Below are 14402 nucleotides of genomic sequence, written 5' to 3'. Positions count from 1 at the left end.
CACGGCACGGGCGCTCACGAGGCGAAAGGCCTGTCACCTGAGTCGTCACGCCCCCCGTCCGGGAAGAAGTGACGGACGCCTGCGCTCAGGCGGATGTCGGCACGCGCGTCCCGCGGGAGTTGAGCGTGCCGATGCTCTCGGCCAGCGTTTCGGCTGCGGCCCGGATTGCCTCGGCGGCATCAGGCTCACCCCTGCCCGCTAAGCTTCGCCGGCAGCGGCTCAGCTCCTCCTCGAGATCTCGTGTCAGCACGTGGTCTCCGAGGCTCGATAGCAGCCGCTGCACCGTGTCGGTCAACGCCGGCAGCTGTGCGGTCGGCACGTCATCGATTAACGTCGCGAGGGTCCGCCAGACTTCGGCGGCCAGCGTGTTCTGCATGCTCTCGGAAGCGACGACGCCGATCGCCGCGATAGCCAGGATCGCATCATCCACCCCCCGATCGGCATAGACGATCCGGGACGCGCTGTTTTCCGGGATCGCATCGGCGCTGCTCCAGCGCGCGATGATGTCCCGCAGGCAATGGCACACCAAGATCGCCGGTTGCGGGTTTTGCTTCGATGTCGAGGCGGTCGTCCAAGCAATCGAGTAAAGCTGCTCGATCCCGAAGCCGGCATCGCTGTCGATCGTCCGGCGTGGTTCAATCTTGATAGCGGCAGTGATCGACCGATCGAGTGCCAGCAGCGCGTCGCCCAGCAGGGATCGGGCAGCGTGAATGCAAAAAAGCGGGTCGCGGAAGGCGAGGTTGGTGCCGACGCGGGCGATGATCTCGATCTCGGCGTCATGCTCCGCTGCGGACCGCTCGATCGTCGCGAGGTCGATACCGCACACCACGCCGTAAGCGTCCGTTCGGACGGTCTGCGACCACGACAGACCGGCGCGGGGTGTACGCCGGGTGCCCGCGATCATGCCCCCGTCCACGGCGCGGGCCTTGATCGTATGATCGTGGATCGCGGTGATGACGGAATGCGGCCGCATTTGATCGATGGTGCTGTAGATCAGGATCACCACCATGCACAGCGCCGCGCCCGTCATCAGGAGCGACAGTAGTGCCCCGATGATCGGTTTGTGGTCGGGATTGGCGCTGCCAAGCGTCAACAGCACGAAGACGCTAAGACCTACGAAGAAGCCGAAACTCAGCTTGTTCGAGCGTCGCTGGATGAATTGGTCGTAGACGTGGGTGGAGAGGGTCGAGGCGGTTTGCTGTACGGCAATCAGCAGAAGGGAAAACGTGATCGACGTGACCGTGATCATACCCGACGCGACGGTACCGAGCAGGCTTGCGATTGCGCCCGTGTCCCCAAGCAGATGGGCGAGCCAGGGGAGCGGTGTAGGGCCAGGGCGACCCCACAGCGCGTCATCGAGCAGATAGCTCAGCGCGAACAGGCCCAGGAACGCCGCAACGACGATCAGTGGAAGGCCGATGAACTCCCGTAAAGACCGCCGAATAAGCGCCAGAATTTGGTCACGGGCCCGATTTACGATTTTCATTCGGCTTTATTGAGCATACTTCTAGATCGTTTCATTGTGTCGAATTCTGAAATCGGATTGATTTTAGATCAGCGGAAAACCATCATCCGCTGACCGTTGATTGCACAGCTCGTCTGATCGATCAGCGCTTCATGTTCTCGGGCAGATGCTCGATAGGATCGACTCTTCCGCTGCTTCCGCCCCCCTGGACCGGTCCCCCCTTCATCACATCAGTGGACGAGCTGATGGCGCTCGGCGCAGAGACGCGGCCGGTCGGCTGATTAGCCGGCGCGGTGGAGCTGTCCGCATTGTGTGTCCCGGAAGGCAGGGTTCCTGGAGTTGGCTGATCAATCCTGCTGCCAACCGACTGCGCTTGTGCCGCGAAACCGACACCCGCAAGCGTGAGACCCGCTGCCATACCCAGGAACCGAACTGCCATACCGCCATCCCCCAGGTTTGCAGAAACAACACAGAAACACTGCGCCAACACAAACTCACGAGCTTGGTTCCTCAGGGCGTTAGGCCGTTCGGGCCAATAGCTGTTTGGGTCAGCCTCGCTTCAGACGTTTCGAGATGCGATGATACAGGCGGGCACAGCCCGTCGGGTTGGCGACCGTCTGTCTTGGATTTGTATCTATCGCTCATGCAGCGCAGGTGACGGGCGTCTGCTTTCGAGAAGCGCCGCGGCACGCTCGAATGGCTCATATGGGTCCCCAGCGGAATGACCGCGTAGGGTGGATTTCCGCCAGTCCGCTATCGGGTGGCCATGCAATAAGAGCGGACATTACCACCGCGCCTGTTCAAGACCCATTGCCGAAGGGGGATGGACCGCTTCTGACAATCCTTCCTTACCATCCGGGAGTAATCCCGGTTTCTTCGGCGAGTCGGTGTAGGTCGGCGAGGGTGTCGTCGGGCAAGGCCAAGCCCTCGGCGCGGTTTCGCGTCGCGTTGCGGGCCTCGATCTCGCCTGGATAGAAGACCTCATCGAACCCCTGCGCCAGCGGCACGGACTTCAAGTCAGCGATCAGTTGGTCCATGCGCGTGTTGAACTCCGTCAGCGGCTGGATCTGGGCGATGTCGATCGCGATCATCAACTGCCCCGCCCCACTGCGGTGCTCGGTCTGATAGGGGCCGGTCACCCGCGGCCCGAAGGCGCTGCCGGTGAGCACGCCCGAGAGCATGTCCATCATCAGCGCGATGGCGTAGCCCTTGTGCTGGGCCATCGGCAGGATGATCCCGTCGATGGCCGCCGCCGGGTCGGTGGTCGGGGCGCCGGACGCGTCGAGGGCCCACCCTTCCGGGATCAGCTGTCCCTTCTGCTTGGCGAGGTAGACCTTGCCCCGGGCCACCCCGGTATTGGCGATGTCGAGCGCCATCGGCGCGTGCGAGCCGGCCGGGCAGGCCCAGGACCACGGGTTGGTGCCCACCGTCTTCTGGCGGCCGCCCCATGGCGCCATCGCCGGGCTGGCATTGGTCGACAGGAACGCCACGCAGCCTTCCCGCGCGGCCATCAGCGTGAAGTACAGGGCGGTGCCGAAATGGCCGGAATTGCGCAGGGCTACGGCGCTGACCCCGTGCGCCTTCGCCCGCCGGATCGCCTCTCGCATCGCGTGGGCGGTGAGCACTTGGCCCATGCCGTCGTGACCGTCGATCACGGCGAGGCCGCCGGCATCAACGACCGTTTCGGGCTGCGCGATCGGGGCGCAGACCCCCGCCTTCAATCGGGCGGTGTACCAAGACAGCCGCATGACCCCATGCGATTGGTGCCCCCATAGGTCGGCATGGACGAGTGTGTCGGCGGCGAGCCGCGCATCGGGCTCCGGCATGCCGGCCGCAGTATAGACCGCGCTGGCGAAGTCCAGCAGCTTGTCGGCGGGAATGCGTGTGGCGCTTGCCATAAGTCGCTCCTGAAATCTCGGCGAGAGAAGCGAGTGTAAATGTCGGCTTTGGGGCAGCGGCCCGATGACGGCTTACCAACCCGAGCCGAAGTTGCCGGAGGGCTGACGAACGGCCGCTTCTGGGAAGTTGCGATGGCGGGCCAGGCGGCTGGATTGGGTCGGATGCGGGAAGACCGCTTGGGGTGGTCTGGAGACGGTCCGCTTCTGCCGCACAACACGGCAGAAGCGCTCATCAGGCTACCCGTCGTTGAGTTCGAGCCATGATACTTTGTCAGACGGCGGCGATGTCTCTGCGCCGGAGTTGGGTCTGAGTTGCAACCTCGATGAAATAGCCACCCTTGGCCTTGAAGTAGAATGTCCAAGCGCCGTGGTAGTCACGCGGTTCAGGCACGTCCCAGCCATCGGCTTTCAGGCGAGCATTCAGCGCATCGACCTGCTCTCGGCTATCTTGGATGAAGCCAATATGATGAATATCGCTATCCTCAGGATAAGTGAAGGTACCTCGCTTTTTCGCGAAGTCATTGAGGACTAGCACCATACCATCATCGTCTTGTATGACGGCGATTGCCTTCCCGCGCATCACTAACGTGCGTAATCCAAAATAGGTCTCGAACATCGAGACATCCGCCGGAATATCGATGCTCGTGAGATTGATGTGATTGAGCTTCACTGGACGCACCTTTCCCATTCACCGGAAAGGACGCGCTGGTAGTCGGCTGCTGATGGCGGCCGCCATGCACGAGCGCTAGGCCACCCGGACTACCGACCGGGCTGTGGCTTCTACACGTCCGAGAATGGGCTTAGCAGCGTGCAGACGACCGTCAAGAACCGCGTTTGATCATGGGGTTCAAACGATCGTGCGCGTCCGCTTCGGGAATGCAGGTGGGTCGATCTGGGCAGCTGACTTGGGTCGCAAGCAGCCGGACCAAGAACGGGGCTGGTCGACCTTTAGCTCTAGCGCGCCTTCACCTGCCCGTCTGGGAAGCGCAGGATCATCGCGCCGATGCCGCTCGGGTCGTCAGCCTCGGCTACAGTCGCTGCAGCGGGGGGCGGCAGTTCGGCCTGAGCCTTTAGGCCCATGAACGCCGCCACCAGCTCGTGAACTGGGGGATGGGCCGACCAGTAGCGGTAGAGCCGCCGCACATCCCAGAGCGTCAGTTCGCCGACGACGTCAAAGGACCATCCGGTGACGGTGCAGATCCGTCCGTAGACGGCGTCGAGGTCGAGGCGGCGCCCTGCGCCGCCCGCGCTTCCCCCGGGTCGGCACCCGCGGAGGAACTGGGAAGGTAGCCCGCGAGGATCAGGACGGCGCGGGTCGCCTCCGCGAGATCGGCGCTCGTGGCCTCGAGGTCGCGCAAGCTCGCGATGTCCGGCTCGTGGTCGCGGGCAAGTGCCGCGCTCACCACCGCGAGGCCGTAGGCGAACGGGCTCTCGCCCGAGCCGCGCGCCACCAGCGGCTCCAGGGCCTCGACCTGACGCAGGGTGAGCGGCCGGACGGTCCAGGTCTTCGAGCCGAGCGTGATGATGGCCGGAAGCGGCCGCGGATCGGCACTCATCCAACATCCCCGAACGACCAGGTCGCGACGTTGCCGGCTGCGTCCGCGAACACGCTGAAATCGAACTCCGGCATGACGAAGTCCTCGAGCTTGGTGCCGAACCCGAGCTTCGAGGACGTGCAGTTGTTGAAGCGCACGTTGACCGCGTTGCCCTGGAAGGTCGTGTAGAACTGCGCCGCGAAGGTCGGCGTGGTGCCGAGCAGCTGGTTGGTCACGGAGAAGCGCTGGCCGGCGCCGGCGAGCGCGTAGGTGTAGTTGATCAGCAGCATCTTGCCCTGATCGGCGGCGGCGAAGGTGTAGACGCCGCCGGCCACGCTGTACTGGCCGGCGGCCGGCGCGCTGGCCACCTTCGTGAAGGGCAGCCCGGTGAGCGCGTTCAGCACGCCGAGATCGTCGGCCGCGATCGCGGCGTTGGCGACCGTCACCGTGTAGGGCGACCCGGCCGGGATCGTGCCGGACTCGCCGAACGCGGTCATGAGCTGCCCGGGCACGGGCGTGACGCCGTAGAACAGCGAGGCCATCGCCAGACCGGAGATCCGGGCGACCTTGGCCTTGCCGGTGGTCTTGATCGTGCCGCGGGCGATGGCCAGCGGGTGCTGCTGCTGGCCGTAGAGTTCCTTGATCGTGGCGGTCTCGTCCATGGTGACCTCCTGGACGAGGCCGAAGTTCACCGGGGTCGCGTTGGCGATGTCGGTGCGGGTGCCGATCAGGACCCCGGAGCCGAAGGAATACATGCGGGTCTCCTCTCAGGAGGGGCGGGGCGGCGTGGTCAGGGCGCGGCGTGCTCGAGCTCGGCGACCAGTGCCTTCACGCGCTCCTTGAAGGCGTGGACGAGGTTCCACAGCGCGGTGTGGTTGCCGAGCGCGGTGCCGCCGAGCATGTCGGCGTGCAGGTTGTCGATGCGCGCCGCCAGCGTGTCGCCGCGGGTCGGCGGGCCGTACCCGCGCACGGGCGTGGGCTCGGGCGCCTCGGCGGCACCCGGATCGAGCTCGGATTCCATAGGGATCTCCTTTGTCAGGGAAGCTCGATCGCGACGGGCACGACGAGGAGGCCGTCGCCGTCGAGGTCGCCCGGCACCTTCACCGGCCGGCCGGTGATGCGGGCCATGTACGGGGTGCCGGCGAGCGTCGTGCGGCCCAGCGCCAGGTCGGCGCCGGCGGGCGCCAGAGCCTGGTCCAGGGCGTCCATGATGTCGTTGAGCTGCGCCGCGCCGATCACGCGCGGGTCGCGGGCGTCGATATAGACGAAGATCTTCACCTCGATCGTCCGCCGCGGCACCGCGCCCGACGACCACGCGTAGCTCTCGTCGCCGCCCTCGTGCAGGAACACGGCCGGGCGCTGCGCGGCCGGCACGTCGGCGAACAGCTTCAGGCGCCGGGTCGGGCCGGATTTCCAGCGGTAGGCACCGGCCACGACGGTCTGGAGCGCGACGACCGCCGCGTTGCGCGGCCCGAGCGGGGCGGTCACCTCGCGATCCCCCGGGCCACGGCACCCTTCAGCGCCGCCACGATCGCCTCGGCCCGGTCGGCGAGCGAGGAGCGCATGAACGACCGCTCCGGCGTGTTGGCGGTGCGGGTGAAGCTGCGCACGTCGACCGCGCGCGGGGCGATGGCCTGCCCGAAGGCCTGCGTGATCGTGCGGACATGGGCCGCGACGGTCTCCTCGCCGGTGAAGCCGAACTCGTGGCGGGCGCCGTACTTCACGTCGCCGGACTGGCTCACTGAGCCGGTCACGGCATCGCCGCTCTGCTCGACATCCGAGACAATCGAGCGGCGCAGGCGGCCGGTGACCACGTTCAGCACCTCGCCGGAGAGCTTGCGCTTGATCAGCGCCTCCAACACCAGCCGCTCGACCTGGACCGCCTTCACCATCTCGGCGCGGACGGCGTCGGGCATCCGGTCGAACCGGGCGACCACCCGAGTCTCCGCAACCTGGATCTCGGTCAGCACGGCGGCACCACCGCGCGGTAGGGCTGCAGCGCCGCCGAGACGAAGTCGGGCACGGCCGCGATCCGGTACGAAACGGTCTCCTGGCCGCCGAGCGACTTCGACTGCATGCCGACCCGCTCGGCGTAGGCTAGGCGGTCGCGGATCCAGTCCAGGGCGGCGTTGGCGAGATCGGCCGGGACGTAGCCGTAGGTGATCGCCACTGCCTCGCCCACGTCCTCGGCCGAGAACAGGTAGCCGCCGTCATCGCCCACGGCGTACTGCCCTTGCGCGGGGTTCCGATCGACCTGGGTGAGCGCCGCGCCGGTGCCGAAGGCCACGCCGAGATCGCAGGCCCAGGGACCGTAGGGCTGGTCCGGATACACCGTGCACGGCGCGCCGCCCGGGAGCGGCACGGGCCCCTCCGCGATCTGGTAGCCGGCCGTGTACGTCACCGAGACGGCCGCACAGCCGGGACGCCCCGGAAGGGTGAGCACCTGCGGCCGGCCGGGCGGGGCGTCATCGGCGGGCTGGAGAGTGTACCCGCCTCGCGATCCGGCATCCTCGGCCGCCGCGATCGCGGTCGAACCGACGGTGACCGCCTCGATCTCCGTGACCGGCCAGTTGGCGAGGAGGATGCGACCCGCACCCCCGGTCCGGACCTCGGTGTAGCGCCGCGGCAGGATCGCGGGGCGGTTCAGCGCGGTCAGGATCATGCGGCTCACCGCCGTGATCAGGCGCTGCACCGAGCCGTCGGGATCCTCGCTCACGCCGAGGTCGGCGAGCCGCACGAGGTCGTGGGAACTCGGCCAGATCATGGTTCAGGCGGCGGGCGCCAGGGCGTCCCGGGCCCTGGCGCGCAGCGTGTCGTTGTCGACCGGCGGCACGACGCGGATGCCGCGCTTCCTCAGGAACGCGAACAGCTCGTGGCGCTTCATCACGTCGATGTCCGCGGCCGTGACCTTGGCCGGATCGATCCGCTCGGCGTCCTCCTGCTCCAGGCGCCGGCGCTGATCCGCCTCGGCGATCATGCGCGCCACGTCCTCGTCGGGCGTCGCCGCGACCGTCTCGGTGAACAGTGCCACCAGCCGGCCGCGATCCCCGTCCAGGGCCCCGAGCGTGGCCGACACCGGGGCCGCTACGGCATCGTCCCACGGCGTGAAGCCGTGGGCCTCCAAATCGAGCCGATGGCGCGGGTCGACATGCACCGCGCCGTCCTCGTCCGGCTCTAACGAATGGCCCTGGTGCGAGAAGCCGGTCAGCCCGGCGGGGGCGCGCATCTTGATCATGTCGGGGTTCCTGAAGCGAAGGGCGGGCGTCAGGCCGGGGCGCCGGTCCAGACGTTGCGCCAGACCTTGGCCAGCGCATCCCAGACGACGGGCAGCGACAGCGTGGTGTCGAAGTAGAGCTGGTCGGTGAGGGGCGCGCTCGGCCGCCCCGCGGTCGGGCCGGATAGCGCGTGCGCGCCGGCGCGGATCCAGCCGTTGGCCTCCAGCACCTGCGCGTCGAAGACCGGCACGTCGAGGACGGTGCCGGCCGTGCCCCGGTAGGGGCGGCCGTTGGCGACCGTGGTGTGCGGGCGCCCGTCCCCGGGCGGGAACATGCGGGCGAGCGGCGCGGTCATGTCCGCTCAGCCGTTGGCGATGTTGGTGATCACCGCCAGGGACGGCGGGAAGTAGTGCTGCAGCACCTCGTCGGCGTAGACGCCGTACTCGTACTTTCGCGAGCGCAGCGGCCACTCGATCTGGTAGTAGTCCTGCCGCGTCCGCACCTGCATGACGTTGCCAACGTTGTTGATCGGGTACGGCAGGGTGCCGGTGGTGAACAGGATCGTGCCCGCCGGCAGGTTCGGGTGGACCTTGATGTTGAGGGTCGAGCCGCCCGCCATCGAGAAGCGGTTCAGGTAGGTGCGGGCCATGAAGCCGCCGCCGAGCTGGTCGCGGGTCACCGCGATCTCGTACTTGTAGGCCGAGCTCGCGTTGCCGGTGAGGATCTTCCGGGAGATGCTCAGCGCCTCCTGGCTGTTCACCCACATCGTGTCGGGCGAGAGCCGGTAGACGTCCCACATGGACTTCAGCACCGCGTCGACCTCGACGATGCCGCCCGCGCCGTCGGCGGTGAGCGGCGTGCCGATCCCGGCGCTGCCCGGCGGCAGGGTGAGGATGGTGGCGCCGGAGCCGGGCCGGAATGCCTGCGTCAGGAGCCCGTCGAAGGACAGGGTCGAGGTCGAGCGGTCGACGGTCCCGAGCGAGGCGGCTGTCTGGCTGCCCGCGGCCGCGGTGGTGATCAGGACCGAGTTGATCGTGGTGATCGCGCCCAGCACCTCGGCGCCGGCCGCGCCCCAGAACCACGCGTAGCCGAGCGCACCGGGCACCGGGTCGACCGAGGCCGCGATCGAGCCGGTGGCGCCGGTGGTCGCCACGGTGGCGGCGGCCGAGCGGGCCGCCGCGCCGCCGCCGAACACGTCGGTCGAGCCGTCCGCGTTGGTGCGGGTGATGGTCGACTGGATGCCGCCGGCGACGGTGCCGTTGATGACGCCGTCGAGCGCCAGCGCCACGGCGATCACCGACCAGTTCTGGGCGGCGAGCGCGCCGCCGGTGGCAGAACCGGAGAGGGTCGGCGTCGGCGTGGTCCCGAGCGCCAGGGACGTGTTGCCGCCGAGCAGCATGGCCTCCTCGCCGAGCATCAGGCTCTGGAGCCCGGTGCGGGCGGCGATGGCGCGCACGTCGTCGAAGCCCTGGGCGGCGTACTGGGCCTCGAACTCGACGTTCGACTCGATGCCGATGCCCTTGTAGCTGGCGGTGTAGTCGGCGGTTGCGACGACCTGCACGCCGCCGCGGTTGCCGCCGGAGACGCCGATGCGCATCCCGGAGACGTTGATGCCGGTGATCGCCCGCCACGCGGCCTGGATGCCGCCCTTGCCGGAGACGCGCGGGATCGCGTTCCGCAGTGGCGTGAGCACCGGGTAGAGCGACTTCGCCCCGAGCTCGAGGTCGTAGAAGGTCAGGCCGGAGGTGGGCGAGCTGCCCTGTGCGAAGGTTGACTTCTGCAGGTCGATACCGAGCTGCGCCAGGATCGGATCGGTGAGCGGCTTGGACTGCGCCTCCTTGAGGAGCGCGAGGACGTCGACGTGCTGGGTCATGGGGCGTGATCCGGTTCGGATGCACGGCCGCGCCGGCGCTGACCCGTCCCCGGGGCGCGCGACATCGGACGTAAGGGGGGGTGGTGGGCCTTGCGGCCCGTCGGGGGACGCGCGCGATCCGTCCCCGGACCCGCGGTGCGTCGTGAATGGTCAGTCCAAAGCCGGACGGTCTACGTCAGGCTGTCGGTCTCCAGATCGACAATCTGCCTCGGGTGGATCGCTGCCGGTCCGCTTCCGAGCAGCGGATGGATCGAACTGAACACAGCCCTAGGAGCCACTCTGACCTCGATGCGTGCCGATAGGCACCGACTGGAACTCCAAGCCTCTGTCAAATCTGCTCGCAAGCACAACCCGTTATCGAGTCTTCGCAGTGACTGCCACTTAAGGTCTATCCACAAGAGGGCAGTCGAAAGCGCAGCCATCTCACCGCTTGGAGTTCAAAATTTAAGGACATTGAGGGCATCGGATCTGAAGAAGGAATGTCGAAGAGACGCGATCGAACTTGACCGATCAGACCAGTCGAAAATGCTCGTCGTTGGTCAGGCTCACGGGGTTACGAAAAAACATTCTGAAGCAAGGCGGCAGAAAGGTTACGAGGTTGTGATGGGCGGCTTTTTTCGAGTCGAGTTCCAGGCGCGCACTGACCAAGCGTCCGGCTCTCTAGCGCTCGCCAACGGAAAGGTGGCAGGCCTCGACGTAGGCGGCGGCATCTATCGCGGCAGCTATGTCGAGGAAGGCGGCCGCGCACGGGGAACTGCAATCCTGTCATTTCCTGACGGTGGCGAACTCGTCACGGGGATGCGTGTGCCTCCCGGAGCCGAGATCACAATACCATTTGATATCCCTGTCGGCACATCTACCAATATTCACGGCACATCGGTCAATGTTTCCGGCCGTAGAGTTGACGTCATCTGGCGTCGTATTGCAGATTTGTAGATTTTTGACGAATCATATAGCGTATTTAATTAAGAACTGACACAATTCCTTTGTTGTTATTAAAATTCAAGACGGCAATACATATCATATATAGACTGTAGGCCGACAATTTATGATAGCGCGGCAGAATAACACTCTCTCAGCACGAAATATGGAGCTAAATATATCATGAAGTTTGGCATAAAATCGATCACTGCCGCCGGATTTGTGATTTTCTCCATCGCCAATGCCAATGCGTTGCCGCTTACCCGAGCGCAGATCAATCAGTGCCAACCGCATGGTGGCGAGCGAAATGCGGAAGCAGACCTCGCGGCCTGCAATGCTGTCATCGACTCCGGCCTCTGGCGAGGCGCCATCTTGAAGATCTTTATCTTCAATCGAGGCACGCTCCTGGCCGGGAAAGGAAATTTCGATCTGGCATTGAAGGATTTCGACAAAGCCATTCGACTCGATCGAAATTTTTCGATGGCTTACGTAGGGCGCGGCGAAATCCAAAGAGCAAAGGGCAACCTCGACGCGGCAGTCAAAGAATTCGATCAAGCAATCGAGTCCGATCCCAACAATGCGCTCGGTTATCAGCACCGCGCCGCCGCCATGGAATTGAAGGGTAATTTTGATCAGGCGCTGAAAGACTATGGCAGCACGATCAAGCTGAATCCTGGTAATGCCGAGATATATAATTCCCGGTGCTGGCTCCGCGCGACCACGGGCACAAATCTCAAGGGTGCGCTGGAAGATTGCAATAATTCTTTGAGATTGAAATCAGATGAAGCGAGCACGCTTGATAGCCGAGGATTGGTGAATACTAGATTGGGTTTATATGAGAAGGCAGTTGCCGATTATAGCGCCGCTCTGAAGCTGAAAGAGACGGCGGGGGCGTTGTATGGCCGTGGACTGGCCAAAATACTGGGCGGGGACAAAGAAGGTGGCGATATCGATATCGCCAAAGCCCTTAAAATTGATGCGAATGTTGAAAAAGAATATTCGACATACGGACTTTGATTATCAAGTAGTCTAAACTTAATCGAGTCGCGGAATAGCTCGAAGTCTATATATGGCGGAGGCTGGTATTGTTAGGCGTCGTGTCGCTTGCTGGCAATGCCGGGTGCGTTGAATAGATGGCTACTAATCTGGACGCCGGTGCACCCCGTCATAACGCGCCGGGACACGAGCAAGGGTCGCGGACATGAGTGCTCGATCCTGGTGCCGGTACTGTTCCGCATACGCGAAAGAGGAGAGCCAGACTTTGTCTGAGCCGCGACCGCCAAACTTAACCATTCGTTAACCACGTTGCGCGATTTTGCAACTGTTAGTTGAGGAGATCTGGCGATGGTCGGCGTGGCGCTGTTTTGTGGTGCGAGCCTGATCGTCGTCGCGGTTCTAGCGATTGTGCTTCAAGCAGAAATCAGTGTTCCAGCGCTCGAATGGGATGACGCGGAGAAGGCACCGAATATCTGATCCGTAGAAGCGTTACGGATTTGGTCAAGGACACTCGTGTCACTCGATAAGTGTAGGATCCGCTCCTGACAGCAACCGAGCCATCGCGCCTCGCATTCCCGTACAGCGTGATGCCTGTGTCGGCCGATGTGTCTGATCGATGCCTTGCACCGAACTTGCCAGACCGAATACATTTGACTGCCTTGGAGCTGCGCCGACGGCGATCCCGGTGCCCGAGTCGGGTTGCACGCCGTCGCGCGTCACCGGACGCAGGTAGCGGATCTGAACGCCTCAGCGCGCGAGCGGGAGGTGCTGCGGGTTCTGGTGCGAGACCTTGATCAGCAGATCCGCGCGCGCCTCTGGGCTCATCTTGGCCAGGTGGTCGCGGATCGCGTCCGCGGACGGGATGTCAGATGAACCGGTATCACCCTCGCTGCCCTTCGTGACGGCGCGGCCCACGAGGTGGCGCGGCACGGGCTGGTCCCCCACCATCTTCGCCAGCGCCGCGATCTGCGGCAGCACCTCGTCGGTCAGCGTCTTCTGCAGCGCATCGCGCTGGCCGGTCATCTTGGCGAGTTCGGCGCGCACCGCCTCGATCGCCGCGCCGCCCTTGTCGAGGCTGCCGCCGGCCGCCTTCTCCGCCGCGCCGCAGGTCGCACCGAGGCCACAAGCATCGTCGTGCATGCGCTGGATCCGCTCTTGGTCAGCCCGGCTGTTGCGCGCGCCGACCTTGGCCAGCGCCCGACCGGCCGGGCTGTCGGCCGCGACCGCCTTCACCAGCGCGTCGTAGGCGGTGTCCGTTAGCGTGTCGGCGGCCAACGCCATCGCGGCGTCGGTCGGCGCGTCGTCCATCAGGTCCGACATCTCGGCCGCGACCATGGCCTGCAGGAGCGCCACCCCCTGCGTGGCCCAAGCCTTCATCTGCCGGGGCAGCGCCGCGTCACCGTCGGCGTAGACCACGTCGAACACCGCCGAGCCGACCATGCTCTTGATCTCGCTCAGCAGCACCGCGAATCGCGACACGCCGTAGAGGTCCTTGGCGAGGTCCGGACCGTCAGCCGCTTTGCCGGCTTCGGCGTGGTCGCGCCTGCGCGCTCGCTCCGGAGGCTGTTCCGCGCTGCCGGAGGCGGCCGCTTCGCCGTCCGCGGCCTCGAGTCGCTTGCCCAGGTCGGACAGCGCGTCGAGCACCGGGCCGGCCGCGACCCGGGCCGAGGCTTCCGCGTCCGCGCGGGCATTGTGCGCCAGCGCGTCCAACTTCTTGGCGAAGGTGCTGCCGTCCTTCGCCTTCCAGACCTGTTCGACCTCGCCCTCGCTCGCGGGTGCGGATCCAGGCGGTGGCTCGGGGGCGGGTCGCGCCTCAGCCAGCGCCGCCGCCTCAGCCACCTTCACCAGCGCCTCGCGCGCCGGCTCCACGAAGTCGCCGACCTCGCCCGGCCGACCGGCCGCCGCGGCCAGCTCGCCCGCCTTGGCGAAGACGTCCGCGTTGGTAGGCTCGGGCGGTGCGGCGATCCGCACGGATTCCGCGAACGCTCGCGTCTCAGCCGCGCCGTCGGCCTTGAGCACCTGGAACGTCGCCGAGGGCAGGCAGGGCAGGTCCACGAGGCTGACCTCGCTCGGGTCGGCCGTGTAGCGCATCAGGCCGTCCTCCCCCCGCCAGCGCTTGGCGTAGGCGCCGCCCTGCGAAAAGCCGGTGTAGACGCCCTCCTCGACCTTCTTCCATTCCGCGTCGTCGACCCCTTCGCGCAGATCTCGATCTGCCGGGCGTCGTCGTTGAAGGCGATCTGCGTGACCTTGCCGGCTGCGACCTTGCCGTGCATCGCCCGCAGGTTGCCCAGCGAGCGGCCGTCCGTCGCCTTGGCGATCCCGCCCGACCATTTCTCGTAGAGCGGCTTCGTCGAGGCGTAGTCGCAGACCTCGCCGGCCCGGTCCGGGGCCTCGGCGGTGGCCAAGCCGTAGACGAGCCGGTTGGCCGCATCGACCTTGGTCAGCGGCAGGAACAGGGACAGCTCGGGCATGAGGGGCTCCGGCGGGTACGTGGTGCCG

General features: G+C 65.8%; 17 protein-coding genes. 3 read left to right on the top strand and 14 right to left on the bottom strand.

All coding sequences use genetic code 11. The features are described 5' to 3' along the window. Positions 1–85 precede the first annotated feature (85 nt). From ACLBYB_RS01095 to ACLBYB_RS01040, 12 genes are all read right to left on the bottom strand, one after another. A complete protein-coding gene (locus ACLBYB_RS01095) occupies positions 86–1486 on the bottom strand; it encodes a DUF2254 family protein (RefSeq protein ID WP_447697587.1) in 1401 nt (466 codons plus the stop codon). Between the two features lie 827 nt (positions 1487–2313). Then, positions 2314–3363 (bottom strand): Ldh family oxidoreductase, encoded by a 1050-nt coding sequence (locus ACLBYB_RS01090; RefSeq protein WP_447697586.1) that lies wholly within the window; start codon positions 3361–3363, stop codon positions 2314–2316. A gap of 271 nt (positions 3364–3634) precedes the next feature. Continuing rightward, entirely contained in the window at positions 3635–4033 is a 399-nt protein-coding gene (locus tag ACLBYB_RS01085) for a VOC family protein (RefSeq protein WP_447697585.1), read from the bottom strand. Between the two features lie 484 nt (positions 4034–4517). Next, positions 4518–4919 carry a hypothetical protein gene (locus tag ACLBYB_RS01080; RefSeq protein ID WP_447697584.1) on the bottom strand — a complete coding sequence of 134 codons (402 nt, stop codon included), beginning with the start codon at positions 4917–4919 and terminating at the stop codon, positions 4518–4520. After that, a complete protein-coding gene (locus ACLBYB_RS01075) occupies positions 4916–5653 on the bottom strand; it encodes a hypothetical protein (protein ID WP_447697583.1) in 738 nt (245 codons plus the stop codon). Before ACLBYB_RS01075 ends, ACLBYB_RS01080 begins: the two co-directional genes overlap by 4 nt. A 35-nt stretch (positions 5654–5688) precedes the next feature. Continuing rightward, positions 5689–5919 (bottom strand): hypothetical protein, encoded by a 231-nt coding sequence (locus tag ACLBYB_RS01070; RefSeq protein WP_447697582.1) that lies wholly within the window; start codon positions 5917–5919, stop codon positions 5689–5691. Positions 5920–5933: 14 nt separating this feature from the next. Next, complete coding sequence (locus ACLBYB_RS01065; RefSeq protein WP_447697581.1) at positions 5934–6386, bottom strand: hypothetical protein; 453 nt, start codon at positions 6384–6386, stop codon at positions 5934–5936. Further along, positions 6383–6868, bottom strand: a complete 486-nt coding sequence (locus tag ACLBYB_RS01060) for a hypothetical protein (RefSeq protein ID WP_447697580.1) — start codon at positions 6866–6868, stop codon at positions 6383–6385. Before ACLBYB_RS01060 ends, ACLBYB_RS01065 begins: the two co-directional genes overlap by 4 nt. Next, on the bottom strand, positions 6862–7662 hold the full coding sequence (locus tag ACLBYB_RS01055; RefSeq protein WP_447697579.1) for a phage head-tail connector protein: 801 nt from the start codon (positions 7660–7662) through the stop codon (positions 6862–6864). Before ACLBYB_RS01055 ends, ACLBYB_RS01060 begins: the two co-directional genes overlap by 7 nt. Positions 7663–7665: 3 nt before the next feature. Continuing rightward, positions 7666–8133, bottom strand: a complete 468-nt coding sequence (locus ACLBYB_RS01050) for a hypothetical protein (protein ID WP_447697578.1) — start codon at positions 8131–8133, stop codon at positions 7666–7668. 29 nt (positions 8134–8162) lie between these two features. Next, the gene (locus tag ACLBYB_RS01045; protein ID WP_447697577.1) at positions 8163–8468 is read right to left on the bottom strand and encodes a hypothetical protein; all 306 of its coding nucleotides are present in this window, start codon (positions 8466–8468) and stop codon (positions 8163–8165) included. A 6-nt stretch (positions 8469–8474) separates the two neighbouring features. Continuing rightward, entirely contained in the window at positions 8475–9986 is a 1512-nt protein-coding gene (locus ACLBYB_RS01040; RefSeq protein WP_447697576.1) for a hypothetical protein, read from the bottom strand. Between the two features lie 525 nt (positions 9987–10511). On the opposite strand from ACLBYB_RS01040, the gene ACLBYB_RS01035 reads away from it, so the two are divergent. The 3 genes from ACLBYB_RS01035 to ACLBYB_RS01025 all read left to right on the top strand — a co-directional run bounded on the left by ACLBYB_RS01035 (position 10512) and on the right by ACLBYB_RS01025 (position 12380). Continuing rightward, positions 10512–10922, top strand: a complete 411-nt coding sequence (locus ACLBYB_RS01035; protein ID WP_447697575.1) for a hypothetical protein — start codon at positions 10512–10514, stop codon at positions 10920–10922. Between the two features lie 168 nt (positions 10923–11090). Next, on the top strand, positions 11091–11924 hold the full coding sequence (locus tag ACLBYB_RS01030; RefSeq protein WP_447697574.1) for a tetratricopeptide repeat protein: 834 nt from the start codon (positions 11091–11093) through the stop codon (positions 11922–11924). 327 nt (positions 11925–12251) lie between these two features. Further along, positions 12252–12380 carry a hypothetical protein gene (locus ACLBYB_RS01025; protein ID WP_447697573.1) on the top strand — a complete coding sequence of 43 codons (129 nt, stop codon included), beginning with the start codon at positions 12252–12254 and terminating at the stop codon, positions 12378–12380. 270 nt (positions 12381–12650) lie between these two features. On the opposite strand, the gene ACLBYB_RS01020 is transcribed toward ACLBYB_RS01025, so the two are convergent. Further along, positions 12651–13994 carry a hypothetical protein gene (locus tag ACLBYB_RS01020; RefSeq protein WP_447697572.1) on the bottom strand — a complete coding sequence of 448 codons (1344 nt, stop codon included), beginning with the start codon at positions 13992–13994 and terminating at the stop codon, positions 12651–12653. After that, positions 13994–14374 carry a hypothetical protein gene (locus tag ACLBYB_RS01015; protein WP_447697571.1) on the bottom strand — a complete coding sequence of 127 codons (381 nt, stop codon included), beginning with the start codon at positions 14372–14374 and terminating at the stop codon, positions 13994–13996. The genes ACLBYB_RS01020 and ACLBYB_RS01015 overlap by 1 nt, the downstream gene beginning before the upstream one ends. Positions 14375–14402 lie beyond the last annotated feature (28 nt).

The organism is Methylobacterium sp. D54C, assembly GCF_053345595.1.
The sequence above is the reverse complement of the archived record's forward strand: the minus strand, read 5'-3'. Positions and strand labels throughout refer to the sequence as shown.

Excerpts from the sequence above, each read along its gene's own strand:
- ACLBYB_RS01045 (WP_447697577.1), bottom strand. The coding sequence starts at position 8,468 with ATGACCGCGCCGCTCGCCCGCATGTTCCCGCCCGGGGACGGGCGCCCG.
- ACLBYB_RS01055 (WP_447697579.1), bottom strand. The coding sequence starts at position 7,662 with ATGATCTGGCCGAGTTCCCACGACCTCGTGCGGCTCGCCGACCTCGGC.
- ACLBYB_RS01075 (WP_447697583.1), bottom strand. The coding sequence starts at position 5,653 with ATGTATTCCTTCGGCTCCGGGGTCCTGATCGGCACCCGCACCGACATC.
- ACLBYB_RS01040 (WP_447697576.1), bottom strand. The coding sequence starts at position 9,986 with ATGACCCAGCACGTCGACGTCCTCGCGCTCCTCAAGGAGGCGCAGTCC.
- ACLBYB_RS01070 (WP_447697582.1), bottom strand. The coding sequence starts at position 5,919 with ATGGAATCCGAGCTCGATCCGGGTGCCGCCGAGGCGCCCGAGCCCACG.
- ACLBYB_RS01025 (WP_447697573.1), top strand. The coding sequence starts at position 12,252 with ATGGTCGGCGTGGCGCTGTTTTGTGGTGCGAGCCTGATCGTCGTCGCG.
- ACLBYB_RS01015 (WP_447697571.1), bottom strand. The coding sequence starts at position 14,374 with ATGCCCGAGCTGTCCCTGTTCCTGCCGCTGACCAAGGTCGATGCGGCC.
- ACLBYB_RS01090 (WP_447697586.1), bottom strand. The coding sequence starts at position 3,363 with ATGGCAAGCGCCACACGCATTCCCGCCGACAAGCTGCTGGACTTCGCC.
- ACLBYB_RS01020 (WP_447697572.1), bottom strand. The coding sequence starts at position 13,994 with ATGCGCTACACGGCCGACCCGAGCGAGGTCAGCCTCGTGGACCTGCCC.
- ACLBYB_RS01080 (WP_447697584.1), bottom strand. The coding sequence starts at position 4,919 with ATGAGTGCCGATCCGCGGCCGCTTCCGGCCATCATCACGCTCGGCTCG.
- ACLBYB_RS01030 (WP_447697574.1), top strand. The coding sequence starts at position 11,091 with ATGAAGTTTGGCATAAAATCGATCACTGCCGCCGGATTTGTGATTTTC.
- ACLBYB_RS01035 (WP_447697575.1), top strand. The coding sequence starts at position 10,512 with ATGCTCGTCGTTGGTCAGGCTCACGGGGTTACGAAAAAACATTCTGAA.
- ACLBYB_RS01050 (WP_447697578.1), bottom strand. The coding sequence starts at position 8,133 with ATGATCAAGATGCGCGCCCCCGCCGGGCTGACCGGCTTCTCGCACCAG.
- ACLBYB_RS01095 (WP_447697587.1), bottom strand. The coding sequence starts at position 1,486 with ATGAAAATCGTAAATCGGGCCCGTGACCAAATTCTGGCGCTTATTCGG.